The 12,746-nt window shown below is 40.7% G+C and carries 20 protein-coding genes; 13 read left to right on the forward strand and 7 right to left on the reverse strand.

Features of this window, described 5'->3' with window-relative positions; all coding sequences use genetic code 11:
- Nucleotides 1-7 precede the first annotated feature (7 nt).
- Nucleotides 8-532, reverse strand: coding sequence for a hypothetical protein (locus tag VOI17_RS07115; RefSeq protein WP_323756553.1), 525 nt, complete (start codon nt 530-532; stop codon nt 8-10).
- A gap of 140 nt (nt 533-672) precedes the next feature.
- The gene (locus VOI17_RS07120) at nt 673-1,653 is read right to left on the reverse strand and encodes a GlxA family transcriptional regulator (protein ID WP_323756554.1); all 981 of its coding nucleotides are present in this window, start codon (nt 1,651-1,653) and stop codon (nt 673-675) included.
- A gap of 124 nt (nt 1,654-1,777) precedes the next feature.
- Here VOI17_RS07120 and VOI17_RS07125 point away from each other — a divergent pair, with 124 nt between their 5' ends.
- From VOI17_RS07125 to VOI17_RS07160, 8 genes are all read left to right on the forward strand, one after another.
- Nucleotides 1,778-2,191: an SRPBCC family protein gene (locus VOI17_RS07125; protein ID WP_323756555.1), complete on the forward strand. Its 414-nt coding sequence runs from the start codon at nt 1,778-1,780 to the stop codon at nt 2,189-2,191.
- A gap of 17 nt (nt 2,192-2,208) precedes the next feature.
- Nucleotides 2,209-2,427 (forward strand): DUF4287 domain-containing protein, encoded by a 219-nt coding sequence (locus VOI17_RS07130; protein WP_323756556.1) that lies wholly within the window; start codon nt 2,209-2,211, stop codon nt 2,425-2,427.
- Nucleotides 2,428-2,442: 15 nt separating this feature from the next.
- On the forward strand, nt 2,443-2,844 hold the full coding sequence (locus VOI17_RS07135) for a VOC family protein (protein ID WP_323756557.1): 402 nt from the start codon (nt 2,443-2,445) through the stop codon (nt 2,842-2,844).
- A 9-nt stretch (nt 2,845-2,853) separates the two neighbouring features.
- The gene (locus VOI17_RS07140) at nt 2,854-3,345 is read left to right on the forward strand and encodes a VOC family protein (RefSeq protein WP_323756558.1); all 492 of its coding nucleotides are present in this window, start codon (nt 2,854-2,856) and stop codon (nt 3,343-3,345) included.
- 107 nt (nt 3,346-3,452) lie between these two features.
- Nucleotides 3,453-3,665 carry a hypothetical protein gene (locus VOI17_RS07145; protein ID WP_323756559.1) on the forward strand — a complete coding sequence of 71 codons (213 nt, stop codon included), beginning with the start codon at nt 3,453-3,455 and terminating at the stop codon, nt 3,663-3,665.
- A gap of 12 nt (nt 3,666-3,677) precedes the next feature.
- Nucleotides 3,678-3,971, forward strand: a complete 294-nt coding sequence (locus tag VOI17_RS07150) for an RNA polymerase alpha subunit C-terminal domain-containing protein (RefSeq protein WP_323756560.1) — start codon at nt 3,678-3,680, stop codon at nt 3,969-3,971.
- Between the two features lie 16 nt (nt 3,972-3,987).
- Complete coding sequence (locus tag VOI17_RS07155) at nt 3,988-4,428, forward strand: VOC family protein (RefSeq protein WP_323756561.1); 441 nt, start codon at nt 3,988-3,990, stop codon at nt 4,426-4,428.
- Between the two features lie 63 nt (nt 4,429-4,491).
- Complete coding sequence (locus VOI17_RS07160; RefSeq protein WP_323756562.1) at nt 4,492-4,848, forward strand: iron chaperone; 357 nt, start codon at nt 4,492-4,494, stop codon at nt 4,846-4,848.
- An 89-nt stretch (nt 4,849-4,937) separates the two neighbouring features.
- On the opposite strand, the gene VOI17_RS07165 is transcribed toward VOI17_RS07160, so the two are convergent.
- Entirely contained in the window at nt 4,938-5,138 is a 201-nt protein-coding gene (locus tag VOI17_RS07165; protein ID WP_323756563.1) for a hypothetical protein, read from the reverse strand.
- A gap of 67 nt (nt 5,139-5,205) precedes the next feature.
- Here VOI17_RS07165 and VOI17_RS07170 point away from each other — a divergent pair, with 67 nt between their 5' ends.
- The 5 genes from VOI17_RS07170 to VOI17_RS07190 all read left to right on the forward strand — a co-directional run bounded on the left by VOI17_RS07170 (nt 5,206) and on the right by VOI17_RS07190 (nt 9,871).
- A complete protein-coding gene (locus VOI17_RS07170) occupies nt 5,206-5,985 on the forward strand; it encodes a HipA family kinase (RefSeq protein ID WP_323756564.1) in 780 nt (259 codons plus the stop codon).
- Nucleotides 5,963-6,346 carry a DUF3037 domain-containing protein gene (locus VOI17_RS07175; RefSeq protein WP_323756565.1) on the forward strand — a complete coding sequence of 128 codons (384 nt, stop codon included), beginning with the start codon at nt 5,963-5,965 and terminating at the stop codon, nt 6,344-6,346. The genes VOI17_RS07170 and VOI17_RS07175 overlap by 23 nt, the downstream gene beginning before the upstream one ends.
- A 9-nt stretch (nt 6,347-6,355) precedes the next feature.
- Entirely contained in the window at nt 6,356-6,748 is a 393-nt protein-coding gene (locus VOI17_RS07180) for a thioesterase family protein (RefSeq protein ID WP_323756566.1), read from the forward strand.
- 877 nt (nt 6,749-7,625) lie between these two features.
- Nucleotides 7,626-8,738, forward strand: coding sequence for a VCBS repeat-containing protein (locus tag VOI17_RS07185; protein ID WP_323756567.1), 1,113 nt, complete (start codon nt 7,626-7,628; stop codon nt 8,736-8,738).
- Nucleotides 8,739-8,887: 149 nt separating this feature from the next.
- Entirely contained in the window at nt 8,888-9,871 is a 984-nt protein-coding gene (locus VOI17_RS07190; protein WP_323756568.1) for a formylglycine-generating enzyme family protein, read from the forward strand.
- 118 nt (nt 9,872-9,989) lie between these two features.
- Here VOI17_RS07190 and VOI17_RS07195 read toward each other — a convergent pair whose 3' ends face one another.
- The 4 genes from VOI17_RS07195 to VOI17_RS07210 all read right to left on the reverse strand — a co-directional run bounded on the left by VOI17_RS07195 (nt 9,990) and on the right by VOI17_RS07210 (nt 12,704).
- Nucleotides 9,990-10,895 carry a histone deacetylase gene (locus VOI17_RS07195; protein WP_323756569.1) on the reverse strand — a complete coding sequence of 302 codons (906 nt, stop codon included), beginning with the start codon at nt 10,893-10,895 and terminating at the stop codon, nt 9,990-9,992.
- Between the two features lie 117 nt (nt 10,896-11,012).
- A complete protein-coding gene (locus VOI17_RS07200) occupies nt 11,013-11,576 on the reverse strand; it encodes a hypothetical protein (protein WP_323756570.1) in 564 nt (187 codons plus the stop codon).
- 94 nt (nt 11,577-11,670) lie between these two features.
- Nucleotides 11,671-12,192, reverse strand: coding sequence for an acyl-CoA thioesterase (locus tag VOI17_RS07205; protein WP_323756571.1), 522 nt, complete (start codon nt 12,190-12,192; stop codon nt 11,671-11,673).
- Nucleotides 12,192-12,704 carry a DinB family protein gene (locus VOI17_RS07210; RefSeq protein WP_323756572.1) on the reverse strand — a complete coding sequence of 171 codons (513 nt, stop codon included), beginning with the start codon at nt 12,702-12,704 and terminating at the stop codon, nt 12,192-12,194. The genes VOI17_RS07205 and VOI17_RS07210 overlap by 1 nt, the downstream gene beginning before the upstream one ends.
- Between the last annotated feature and the right edge of the window lie 42 nt (nt 12,705-12,746).

Raw genomic sequence — 12,746 nt, forward strand, 5'->3', positions numbered from 1 at the left:
CCAAAACTCAAAAAATAGGCTTGATTGGGTTTTCAAAAACATCAGTCGCGAAACTGGTATTCAGATAAACGCTACAGTCTGGCATGCGTTCTTTCAAGATGATTCCTTTTTCAATAATGCTTTCTTCATCCTCTTCTGAATCTAAAAACACTTCTTTGAGACTCTGGTTGTCCAAACTGTCACATATATCGAATAAAGAGATTTCTGTTTTTGTGATGTTTAAGCTTTGTAAAGACGCCATTTCATTGAAAAACGGAATACTTGCTTTAGTGATTTTACTATGATTCCTTAGATAGAGAATTTCCAAGTCCTTGAGCTTAGAGATGTACTTGACGCCCCCATCTGTAACCAAGGTATCCTTCAAATGAATCTCCATTATGGATGAAACGCGTAAAGTAAAAAAGTAAAAAAAGTCATCATCATTTTCAGAATCTATTGATTTATAACCACTCCACTTATGCGGAATGTCTTCCACCTTTTCAATGCGGAAATGTCGCTGCCAGAATTTCTTTTCTTCTTTCAAGAGGTTCATTTTAATATTTTTTCAATCTTCAAACACTGTGTAAATTTCGCCCTTACAGGTGTTCTTCACCGACAAGCGTATCATTATTCTTTTCGCCCTTGTTGGTGTTTTCACCAACAAGCCTGTCAATATTCTTTACCTATTAATAACTAAACAGTCACTTCCACCTTAGCATATTTGTTTCGGTACTCAATCGGTGTGAGTCCTGTGATTTTCTTAAACACATTGCGGAAGGCTTTGGTATCGGTATAACCTACATCGAACATCACTTCATTGATGTTCTTTCGACTCGATTCAAAACTACGTTTGGCGGCCTCAATTTTGATCCGTTGTAGGTATTCTAGCACCGTATTCCCCGTGGCTTGCTTAAACCTCCGCTCAAAACTTCTTCGGCTCACGGCAACATGCTCAGCCACTTGATCTACGGATACTTTCTCTTGAAAATTCTCTTCTAAATACTGCTGCGCCAGTTTCACCGCTTCATCATTATGACCCTTCTGTCCATTGAAAATAGCAAAGGAAGATTGACTGCTTCTGTCGATGTCTATCGCAAAATATTTGGAGGCTAGAATGGCCGTGTCACGGTCGGTGTATTTTTCAAGAATATAAAGCAGTAGGTTCCAATAAGAATTAGCTCCTCCACTCGAATAGATTCCTTTCTCTTCCGTAATAATGCTCCCATCCATAATTTCGACATCTGGAAAAGTTTCTCGAAACTCATTATAATAAGCCCAATGGGTAGAGCACTTTTTGTCTTTCAACAAACCTGTGGAAGCCAATAGAAATGCCCCAACGCAAAGCGAAGCCACCTCTGCACCATTGTCATGTTGTTCAATAATCCATGGAATGGCAGCCTGGTTTACCGCTACGGCATTGTTCATATCACCAAAAAGCGCAGGGATAATGATCAGGTCCGTTTGTTTCACCTCTCCAATCAACTTGTCGGCATGAACGGAAAATACGCCTCCGTGAAGCCTTACTTCTTTCGTTAATGCCACCAATTGCACATTGAAAAGGGGCGCTTTACCTGCCGCTTGCAAAAATTGATTAGCAGCAGTAAACATATAACGAGGATCAGCCACAGCCTCCATTACAGACGACTCCGGAACAAATATGGAAACGGTTTTCATACCTAAATGTAAATCAAAAGTTTGGCGGAATCAACCCTATAAAGTGTCGCATTCACCCATCCGTATATACAAATGAATCCAGATATTTGTAATGTAATCTATCGAGAACCTAAATAACAAGCACATGGAAAAAATCACAATTAATGCAACGGTTAATGCGCCCATTGATAAAGTCTGGAATTTCTGGGGAGCACCAGAACACATTACGCAATGGTGTATGGCTTCAGATGATTGGCATGCACCGAGCGCTGAAAACGACCTAAGAACAGGCGGTAAATTTTCAACAAGAATGGAAGCCAAAGACGGTAGTTTTGGTTTCGATTTTGGCGGAGTTTATGATGAAGTAATCAAGCATAAACTGATTGTTTACACCATGGAAGATGGCAGAATGGTGAAAATCACTTTCGAAGAAAAAGAAGGCGTTACTGAAATCATAGAAATATTCGATGTAGAAAGCGAAAACCCTGTAGAAATGCAACGTGATGGATGGCAAGCAATTTTAAACAACTTCAAAAGCTATGCTGAAAAGAATAAGTAACCATAAAGTTTAGAGAAATGTCATTTCAAGCTTACTTAGATAACATTCAAACTAAAACAGATAAAACGCCAGAAGACTTTAAAGCTTTGGCTGAAGTCAAAGATTTCACCGAAAACGGTGAGCTCAAAAAAGGTGTAAAAGCCACAGAAATCATCAATTGGTTGAAAGAAGAATTTGACTTGGGTCACGGACACGCCATGGCGATGTATGCCTATATCAAAGGAAAAAGAAGTTGACCAAAAGTGAGTCAATTGCTTCCATACCTCACCTTTAATGGCAATTGCCACGCGGCAATGACTTTCTATCATGCCTGTTTCGGAGGTGAAATTCAGCTGCAAACCATTGGTGACTCGCCTCTCGGGAACAAGTTGAGCCCTGAAATGCGACACTACATTCTCCAAGCCTCCATTTCAACTGACCATTTTACATTGTTCGGAACGGACATGGTTGGAGAGCAAAGCTTAACTCAAGGTAATTCAGTTTCGATTTGGGTAGAATGCAATACGCTAGAAGAGGTTCATGCTTACTATAAAAAACTCGCCCAAAATGGTAAGACTTTCCAACCTATAGCACAAACATTTTCAGGTGCTTTATTAGGCAGCCTCACCGACCAGTTTGGTAAACACTGGCTCTTTCATTTTAAAAACAATTAATTCAACATCATGAAGAATACAGCAGAACAAAAAATCACCACTTTTCTCACATTCAACGACAAGGCCGAAGAAGCCATGGATTTATATATCAGTCTTTTTAAAGACAGTAAAGTAAGTCATAAGTCATATTACGGTGACGAATATCCTGAACTGAAAGGTAAGCTCATGACTGCTACAATTGAACTAGCAGGACAGCGCTTTATGGTGCTGAATGCGGGGCCCTCTTTCAGTTTCAGTCAAGGCTTTTCTCTGTTTGTAAATTGCAAAGACCAAGACGAAATTGATGAATTATCGGCCAAACTTATCGGTGAAAATGGCGAGCAATTGCCATGTGGCTGGCTACAGGATCAATTTGGTGTTTCTTGGCAGATTGTACCTTCTAATTTGATTAACAAAATGCAGGGTGAAGACCGTGAAGGCTTCAAAAGAATGTTTGCCGCTTTAATGAAAATGAAGAAAATAGACATGGCCACATTGCAAGCAGCCTATGATAATGCTTAATGTTAGTGGATGCTTTAATATTTACGATTGTCTTAGTGCTTTATTATCTTCATTATCATAAATTGAATCCTGAAATTAGAGGTTAAACCGCTAACAGCAAATTAGTTATGATCGAAGTTTTTGCTACAAATATCGACACCGACCGACAAGCTGAAAAAGTGCTTCTCCAAATCAGTGAAGTGTTTCCAAACTATATGGCCAACTTCGATTTAGAGGATTGTGATAAAATTCTTCGTATCGAAACAAAGCAAACTATGATCGACACCCAATCCATTATTAAGTTGGTAAATGAAATGAACGGTGAAGCTTCGCTTTTATAAATGCAAATGACAATGGAACAAAAGAAGCATTTAAAAACATGTCCTCAGGGGCATCAATATTACAAAAGCAGTGACTGCCCAACTTGCCCAATTTGTGAGGCAGAAAGAAAGCCAAAAACTGGTTTCCTTTCACTCATTAGCGCTCCTGCAAGAAGGGCTTTAGAATCAAAAGACATTTCGAACTTAAAGCAACTTTCACAATACACCGAAAAAGAAATATCAACGCTTCACGGTATGGGGCCAAAGGCCATCACGCTGTTAAACACCGCGTTGGAAGAAAATAACTTACATTTTAAAACAAATTAAAACCAAACTCAAAATTATGGCAGCAGTTAGCACTTACCTCAATTTTTCTCGCAATACCGAGAAAGCATTTAACTATTACAAATCTGTATTTGGCGGAGAGTTCTTTGGTGACGGCATTATGCGCTTTGGCGATATTCCAGCGCAAGAAGGGATGCCTCCTATGGCCGAAGATGACAAAAATCTTGTAATGCATGTTGAACTCCGCATTTTAGGATGCCACACCTTAATGGGAACAGACGCACCTGAAAGCATGGGCTTCAAGGTAAACTTTGGCAACAATAGCTACATTAACCTTCAGCCCGACACCAGAGTAGAAACAAAAAAACTTTTCGATGCGCTTTCAAATGGTGGAACTATAACTCAAGATTTACAAGACATGTTCTGGGGTGATTATTACGGAAGCTGCACCGATAAATTTGGTGTACAGTGGATGTTTAATTGTGGTGAAAAGGCATAAGCTGAATCAAAACTGACCCTTTGGCAATACTTGGGATTACATCACCTCATTAAGACAAATAAAATGAACCAATCACCCGAAATAGGTCAGTATATTTTAGGCTTTCCGCTAGAAGTTCAAAATGTGCTTGCCGAGATCAGAAAGACCATTCAAATGGCAGCACCCACCGCGGCAGAATGCATAAGCTATGGCATTCCTACTTTTAAGTTAAACGGAAAAGGCTTGGTGCATTTTGCGGCCTACAAGAAGCACATTGGTTTTTATGCTACGCCTACTGGTCACTCAGCTTTTGCAGAGGAGCTCTCACAGTACAAGCAAGGCAAAGGGTCTGTTCAATTTCCGCTTACTCAGCCCATGCCCTTGGTATTGATTGAGCGGATTGTGAAATTCAGGGTAAATGAAGTGATGAAGAGCTGTTAATTAGCCGTCATTGTGCCTTCGCTGAAGCCTTTATGAAAGGCTACGGCCACCGGTGAAAGCTACAGCTCAAGCGTTGCGAGAAGCAAACTTCACGAGAGCGAAAGGCAGTGACGAAGCAATTTCTGGTAGTCAACTCGACATTCAGATTGCTTCATGTAAACATCCTCACTTCGAATAGATTCGGCAGGTTCGCAATGATGGTACCGAGGTGAGCCGCACTTTCTTCTGACTTCGTACTTCCCACTTCCGTCTCCACGCTTCCCTCTTCCTACTCCCTTAAAAATCCTCAAATAGTAATTTTTGTTTACCTTCGAAAATATTCAAGAGTGAAGGCTTAAAAAGGGGATTTCCCGCGCCATGTTAAGAACTGTAAATGTAACCCGATACATCCAACCCTTACGCGAGGGCGGCTCATTGCCCGCTTTGGCCGAAGCGGACGATGACTTCAAATACGTATTAAAATTCAGGGGCAACGGCCACGGCCCCAAAGTGCTGATTGCCGAATTGATTGGTGGAGAAATTGCCCGTGAACTCGGTTTAAGAGTTCCGGAATTGGTCTTCGCAAATTTGGATGAAGCCTTTGGTCGTACCGAAGGAGACGAAGAAGTACAAGACTTATTGAAAGGAAGCCAAGGCCTAAATATTGCACTTCACTTTTTGTCGGGCGCTATTACCTTTGATCCGGTGGTTACACAAATTGATGCAGAAACTGCTTCGAAAGTGGTGTGGCTCGATTCCTTTATTTCGAACATCGACCGCACCGTGAAGAACACCAATATGCTGATGTTCAATAAAGAATTATGGCTGATCGATCATGGTTCTTCCCTATCATTTCACCATGCCTGGATGCACCTTGAGGAGCGCGCCAAATCGCCTTTTCCTTTTGTGAAAGAACATGTACTGCTGGCACAAGCTTCTTTGCTAAAAGAAACCAATGAGGCCTTCAAAACGCTGCTGACGCCTGAGAAATTACAGACCATTGTGGCCTTAATTCCCGATTCTTGGCTCGAATGGCCTGACACCGATGAAAGCCCTGAAGCATTGAGAGAAGCCTATGCCCAGTTTTTGATTACGCGTTTACAGCATTCCGACATTTTCACCAAACAAGCCCAAGATGCAAGAGCAGCACTTATATGAATATGCGATGATTCGGGTGGTCCCTGTTTTGGAACGTGAAGAGTTTCTGAATGTGGGGGTGGCTGTATTTAGCAAAAGAGCGAAATTCATTAAAGTGCTTTGGACGATTAATGAATCAAAAATTGCATTGCTTTCAGACGAACTGGACATTGATCAAATTCGGTTGAATTTGCAGAGTTTCGAAAAAGTAGCTTTGGGTAATAAAGAGTGCGGTCCTATAGCGAAGCTCGACATTACCGAGCGTTTCCGTTGGTTAACTTCCACCCGGAGTTCAGCCCTTCAGGTGTCTAAAACCCATGCAGGTTTATCAGATGATTTAGAGAAAACTGCCCAGCGCTTATTTGAGAATCTAGTACTATAAATACCCACCATGCCCGCTATTTATGAATCTACCTTTAAAGTAACTGCTGCCGATTTAGACGCTATGCAGCACGTAAATAACGTGCGCTATTTGCAGTGGGTACAAGATGTGTCTGAAGCCCATTGGACACAAGCAGCAAAAGCCATATGGCTAGAACAATACAAATGGGTGGCCATTAATCACTTTATTGAATACAAGAAACCTGCATTTTTAGGCGATCAAATCCAGATTAAAACCCATGTACACGAACACACGGGAGTAAAAAGCAACCGTCTCGTGCGTATGTTCAATGCCACCACAGGCGACCTGCTCATGCAGTCCAGTTCATGGTGGTGTATGATAGATGCCAACAGCCTAAAACCCACCCGAATCCCAAAAGAAGTTACTGAGGCGTTTGTCTGATAAGGTACTTTGAACCTCCAATCGGAGTGTCATTGCGAGAAACAAACCTTACGATAGTGAAGGTTTGTAACGAAGCAATCTCTAGCCTCTCAACCTCAAAAGCACAGAACAGACAGATTGCCGCGTCATGAAACCTTGTTCGCACAGGTTTCATTTCTCGCAATGACGCTTCGATAAACCTAAGCAGGTTCGCAATGACGAGGCGAATAATCACTGTCGCAGGTTCTCCGATTTATCTGCCATCGGCAGAACCTGTGACCAGCTATTAAACAAGGACTCTGTCCTTGACCTAATTTTCCATTCATAAAACTGGAATGCAAACAACACAATCGCTATGGGTCGCCCCGCTGGGGCTTAATGTGCGGTGTATATTTCATTGTGCTACGAAGAGGCCGCCCCGATAGGGCTTTGCTTTTGCACAAATATTCAGCTTCTACTAGCCCTGAATGGGCTCAATAGCAAAACGAAGGGTGCAACCCTTCGTAAAAGAACCATATCGTTATAGAATTCCTGAAAGGACGTGATAAGGATATAACTTTACGCTACTCAGCTGGCTTTGCGTAGGGCACAATGACGAAGCGAATAAACCTTCGCTCCATAATGGTTTAATCCATTCCCAAAGAAAATCCTTATCCATAGCCCAAGATTTAAACCGTGGCCTATGGATTACAGCAGCAACACCAACCGTTTTTTTTACGGTTTACCTCTGGCACTCATTGGTCTGACCAATTACCTCCCACCCTTGTTGGTGTTCTTCATAACTAGCCACTAGAAGTCGATTTTATTTCTAGCTTTAACCCTAAGTTTAGCTAGTCTTATTAGCGATACATTGACACTTTTTTATTTCATTACACCTCGTAACAACCGATAAATCACCATGAAGTACTTAATACTATTTTTCTGCCTATCAATTCCGAGTTTAGTAATTGGACAAGAGATTGAATTTGTTACAAGTACTAGGTTGGTGCTAGGGATAGACAAAGACAGGTCTGCTTCAATAAGCGCTGGAGACATCGATAATGATGGTGATATAGATTTAGTAGTGGCCAATGGTAGGCATTGGCCTCAAGCCAACAAGGTGTTCTTCAACAACGGATTTGGAATATTCACAGTATCAAGACTACTCGATAACATTGAAGAAACCAGCTACGCCACTGAGTTAGCTGATTTTGACGGTGATGGAGATTTGGATATCGCGGTGGGTAATGACATGGCGCCAAACACTATTTATTTGAATGATGGAACCGGTAATTTTCTGAAGTTAGGCCATTTTGGGGACCCTTATTCGCCAACCCGAAATTTAAGAACCACTGATATTGATTCGGACGGAGACATTGATATCCTCATCACCAACCGAGGAAAAGTAAATGAAATATGCCTTAACAATGGCAAAGGAGAGTTTACCGAAACCCTGAAATTTGGCTCAAAAGATGACTCTACAATTGATGTAGACGTTGCAGACATCAATAAAGATGGCCATAAAGATTTGATATTAGCCAATAGAGATGGACAGCAAAACTTCATCTATTTAAATGATGGAAAGTTAAACTTCTCTGAAAAAAATCCTTTTGGTAGCGGGAAAGATGAAACGAGATCGGTAGGCGTAATTGATATTGACAATGATGGTTACCTGGACATTATCACAGCCAATATTGGCGAACCAAATGTGATCTATTTTGGAGACGGACGGATGGATTTCAACAGAAAAATAGCGTTTGATGATAGTGCTGACAGTTCCTATTCCTTAGATTTTGGGGATATAGACGGAAACGGAACTACTGATATTGTGGTGGCCAATTCTGGTGAGCCGAACAAAGTCTTCCTCAATTTCAAAAATGGACTTTCTTGGACGGAAATCATGCTCAGAAATGAAAAACAATCAACTTATGATATCATTCTTGCCGATCTAAATAATGACAAAAGATTGGACATTATCGAAAGCAATTCAGAAGGCATTAATTACTTCTACCGAAATACTAAGAAGAAGTAAGAGTTAAGGTTGCTTTATTCCTTAAGTATATAAAGTCAGTCATATTGAACGGTGCGTGAAGCACTGAAGTGAAATCACAATCTTTGGCGTCAACTTAAAAACAACTATCTTAAAAATTAAACCTCTCTCGAATAAAAAAATAAGAAGTAATGAGTATCAAATCGAATTCCGCAATTGCATTTTGCTTAATGTTACTCACATTTTCGTGTAGCAACGATGATGGCCCAACAAAGGAAGAACCAATTACAAGTGACCAAGAACTACCCACCAGCATTATTCTAAAAGATATTCCAGCAGGAAGTTTCACCATGGGTGGTTCCACGACTGGAGATGCTCCCTCTATAAGCGTCACATTGACAAAGTTTCAAATATCAGAGAAGGAAATCACCAACCAACAATACATCGACTTTTTAAACAACGCATACATCGATGGTTGGATTACCGTTTCTTCACAGTCAACTTCTGACCCTTGTGGAACACATACTGAAAACATGATTGTTGGAGCAGGTGATGCCCCAAACACTGGTCAGATATTCTTACAATTAGGAGAAACAGGCGGATGTACAAGTGGTGGAGAATCTGAACACATTGACAATAAAAGTTGGATCTCATTTAATAGCTCAAGCAGCACTTTTGAGTTATTAGACGCTACAAAAGGAAATTGGCCAGTAAATTGGGTGAAATGGTATGGAGCAGATGCATTTGCGCAATACTATGATGTAAGTTTGCCTTCTGAAGCTCAATGGGAATATGCTGCAAGAGGCGGACAGCAATTAGATTTCCCGACTGATGATGGAACACTGTCTTCATCAAAAGCCAATTACAATGGTGATAGCCCAGGGGTTTATAATCCAAATGGGCATTCATTAGCAGTTGGCTCTTACCCTGCTAACCCTTATGGTTTATATGATATGGGTGGCAATGTTTGGGAATGGTGTCAAGATTATTACAGTAGTTCATTTTATGCTGATGCTACGGATCCAGTTAACACTGTTCCTGGAACAGATTCAAAAAGAGTGAGACGTGGGGGTTCTTGGAACTATCATAAGGCAACTTTATTGACTTATGAAAGAGCCAGTGACTTTGAAAACAGAGGAAACAACCATTTTGGATTTAGAATTGTAAAGAACTAAAATCCTGTGCTCTTGCGTCCTAGTAGATGTTATTCAACAACTAGCCTTCAATAAGCAACTTAACTGCTGTTGTAGGCTCTATGAACCTATGACCACAATTAATCAAGGACTTTGTCCTTTACCTAAAAAAAATCTCTTGAGCGAGCCGAAAGGTATTGGCATGGGCCTCAACAATATGGTTTACCTTTTCTGAATAACCTCCCCCCATGCAAGCCATAATAGGAATGTCGTTTTGCTTGCAGGTTTCTAAAACGATCCTATCGCGCTGCTTGCAACCTTGCAAGGTCATTCCTAAGCGCCCCAGCTTGTCTGTCGCTAAAACGTCTACTCCGCACTGAAAGAATACAAAATCAGGTTGAACCGTGTCGATTAAGGCTTTTAGGTTGGCATCTAATAGACTTAAATAAGTATTGTCGTCAGTACCATCTTTAAGCCCTACATCTAAATCAGATTTTTCTTTGTGTAGTGGGTAATTGGCGGCTCCGTGCATACTGAAAGTAAAAACTCTTGGTTCGTTCTCAAATATTTGGGCAGTTCCATTCCCTTGATGTACATCTAAATCCACCACTAACACTTGAGTCGCCAATCCGTTGTCGAGCAAATCATGCGCGGCAATGGCAATATCGTTGAGCAAACAAAAACCCTCTCCCCTGTCGGTAAACGAATGATGTGTACCACCAGCCATATTCATAGCAATTCCATTTTCAACCGCAAGACGCGCGGCCATTACCGAGCCCTGCATAATTACACGCTCTCTCTCCACCAAAGCTGCTGAAAGTGGAAAACCCGTTTTTCGTTCTTCTTTTCTAGATAAGGAAAGTGTATTCAACTTATTCCAATAATCAGGATTATGGGTTCGTAGTATGGCCGTTTCACTCAATAACTCAGGGGTGAAAAAATTACGCTCGGAAATGGTGCCTTCATACAAAAGCTGTTCGGGCAGCAAGTTGTATTTCTCCATCGGAAAGCGATGGTTATTGGGCAATACATGAGCATAAAGGTCTTTCCAAGCTATTTTCAACATAAAAACAAAAAGCTATTATTAAAGGTAATTGTTTGCATCAAAGATGGTAAAAAGAAAAATCCCTAAAAGTCGAACTGGCGACCGTTAGGGATTTCCTATCTTGAAATTAATCAATACTTATTCTTCGTCATCTTCATCGTCCTCATCCATTTGGAAAGAGAAGTAAGTTGGATCAAGCGCTAATGTGTCGTTGGTAAAATCTTTAATAAATTTCTCAATCACTTCAGGAGTGATTTTTTCCACATTCAACCCAACATCCAGTCCTACACCAAAGTCGATGTTCTCGTCAATATCAATATGCTCTTGAACCTTTACAGCATCTTCCTCTTCTAGCTCTTCCATCACTTCGGCCATGTAAAGCCCAATTTCTTCTTCTAAATCACCCAATGGAGCAATATCTCCATTTTCGTCTTCATCGTAGGCAATGGCTTTGTACTCAGGGAATTTCTTGGCGGCTTCGTGTTCAGCCAATTCATAAATTTCGCTGGCGTGTTGAATCTTCAAAGTATAAAGTGCTACATCATACACTACTTCTTTACCGTCAAAGTCTCCAACAAAATTAAAGTTCATGTAATCATCAGAATTATCTTCTGATTCGATCACAGTATATGATTTTCCCGATGCCTTAATTTTGGCTTTAATTTCTTCGATTTCTTTGGCGTCAAACCCTTGATTTTCCATGGTTACAATACAAATATATTAACTATCATTTTTTGAGGTGGCAAGATAGTAGCCCGTTCGAATCTTTAATAAGATAATCTTCTATTTCGATAAATCAAAAGATCGAGCGGGTCTCATTTTTAACTTGATAGACACGTTCGTCAAATTTTGCCGAGTGATATTCAACCCCAGGATACAATATAGCCTTCAAATAAGCCTCTACTTCTTCTGAGTGTTCTACCGTTCTACTGGTATCCATACCAACATACTTAAAGGTGGTCCACATCATGGTTTTTAAATAACTTTTCGAATCATCAAACATACAATACTCCACTACCAAGGTGTTTTTGTTGTACCAAATCACCCTGCTCACTATACGTACCCACTCAGCCATATTCGCGGGTTTTATATAGGCAATATGATGATTATACACTACCCAAACGGCATCAAACGACTTGATAATTTCCCGCATTTCTACTCCGTAAATTTTCGGCACTTGATCTTCTCGGGCATTGAAAAAATAATCAAAGTATTTCGCATTATTCAAGTGACGCAAGGGATCGCAGTCCTGAAAACGGATCAATACTCTAGACTCTGTTTCTTTGGGGTAGTTAAAATTTGGGTCGATGATGAACATTATAGATATCTTTCTTTGATGATTTGAATATGGTGAGCTGCATGTCCCACTGTCATGGCAGCAAGTGCCCTAACGGTTACTTTATTTCCACTGGCAGTCCCTTCTTTCATCGTCTCATCTTCCCTTAAGTTTTCAAAGAAAAGGATGGAAGCCGACCGAATGGCTTCAAATTCGGCCAAATAGCTGGTCAGTGGACGAGACGGATTGGTCGCTGCCGCTTGGTATGAATCTTGGTCCATTCCAGGAAGTGATTGCTTGTCACCTCTGGCAATGGCCAAAGCACGGTAAGTGAAAATACGTTCCACATCATTGATGTGGTTCAACACTTCTTTAATCGTCCATTTACCTTCAGCATAAGCAGTGTTTGACTTTTCTTCTGAAATGGAATTAAAAAGCGCGGTCATTTCTGCTTTCTGCTCGTTGATGCGCTCTAGAACATTATGGCCTTCTAGCTGGCTAATATAAGTCTGATAGAAGGGGTTGTATTCACCAGTTTTTGGAAGAGAAATCATACTTCAAGGTAATTTATTTTTTGAAAAAGGCACAAGAATAAA

The sequence above is a fragment of the Roseivirga sp. genome (genome assembly GCF_034669765.1).
Classification (GTDB): Bacteria; Bacteroidota; Bacteroidia; order Cytophagales; family Cyclobacteriaceae; genus Roseivirga.

What these genes read in the sequence shown, in the direction of transcription:
- VOI17_RS07115 (WP_323756553.1), bottom strand. Translation starts at nt 532, where the DNA reads ATGAACCTCTTGAAAGAAGAAAAGAAATTCTGGCAGCGACATTTCCGC.
- VOI17_RS07120 (WP_323756554.1), bottom strand. Translation starts at nt 1,653, where the DNA reads ATGAAAACCGTTTCCATATTTGTTCCGGAGTCGTCTGTAATGGAGGCT.
- VOI17_RS07125 (WP_323756555.1), top strand. Translation starts at nt 1,778, where the DNA reads ATGGAAAAAATCACAATTAATGCAACGGTTAATGCGCCCATTGATAAA.
- VOI17_RS07130 (WP_323756556.1), top strand. Translation starts at nt 2,209, where the DNA reads ATGTCATTTCAAGCTTACTTAGATAACATTCAAACTAAAACAGATAAA.
- VOI17_RS07140 (WP_323756558.1), top strand. Translation starts at nt 2,854, where the DNA reads ATGAAGAATACAGCAGAACAAAAAATCACCACTTTTCTCACATTCAAC.
- VOI17_RS07145 (WP_323756559.1), top strand. Translation starts at nt 3,453, where the DNA reads ATGATCGAAGTTTTTGCTACAAATATCGACACCGACCGACAAGCTGAA.
- VOI17_RS07150 (WP_323756560.1), top strand. Translation starts at nt 3,678, where the DNA reads ATGGAACAAAAGAAGCATTTAAAAACATGTCCTCAGGGGCATCAATAT.
- VOI17_RS07155 (WP_323756561.1), top strand. Translation starts at nt 3,988, where the DNA reads ATGGCAGCAGTTAGCACTTACCTCAATTTTTCTCGCAATACCGAGAAA.
- VOI17_RS07160 (WP_323756562.1), top strand. Translation starts at nt 4,492, where the DNA reads ATGAACCAATCACCCGAAATAGGTCAGTATATTTTAGGCTTTCCGCTA.
- VOI17_RS07170 (WP_323756564.1), top strand. Translation starts at nt 5,206, where the DNA reads ATGTTAAGAACTGTAAATGTAACCCGATACATCCAACCCTTACGCGAG.
- VOI17_RS07175 (WP_323756565.1), top strand. Translation starts at nt 5,963, where the DNA reads ATGCAAGAGCAGCACTTATATGAATATGCGATGATTCGGGTGGTCCCT.
- VOI17_RS07180 (WP_323756566.1), top strand. Translation starts at nt 6,356, where the DNA reads ATGCCCGCTATTTATGAATCTACCTTTAAAGTAACTGCTGCCGATTTA.
- VOI17_RS07185 (WP_323756567.1), top strand. Translation starts at nt 7,626, where the DNA reads ATGAAGTACTTAATACTATTTTTCTGCCTATCAATTCCGAGTTTAGTA.
- VOI17_RS07190 (WP_323756568.1), top strand. Translation starts at nt 8,888, where the DNA reads ATGAGTATCAAATCGAATTCCGCAATTGCATTTTGCTTAATGTTACTC.
- VOI17_RS07195 (WP_323756569.1), bottom strand. Translation starts at nt 10,895, where the DNA reads ATGTTGAAAATAGCTTGGAAAGACCTTTATGCTCATGTATTGCCCAAT.
- VOI17_RS07200 (WP_323756570.1), bottom strand. Translation starts at nt 11,576, where the DNA reads ATGGAAAATCAAGGGTTTGACGCCAAAGAAATCGAAGAAATTAAAGCC.
- VOI17_RS07205 (WP_323756571.1), bottom strand. Translation starts at nt 12,192, where the DNA reads ATGTTCATCATCGACCCAAATTTTAACTACCCCAAAGAAACAGAGTCT.
- VOI17_RS07210 (WP_323756572.1), bottom strand. Translation starts at nt 12,704, where the DNA reads ATGATTTCTCTTCCAAAAACTGGTGAATACAACCCCTTCTATCAGACT.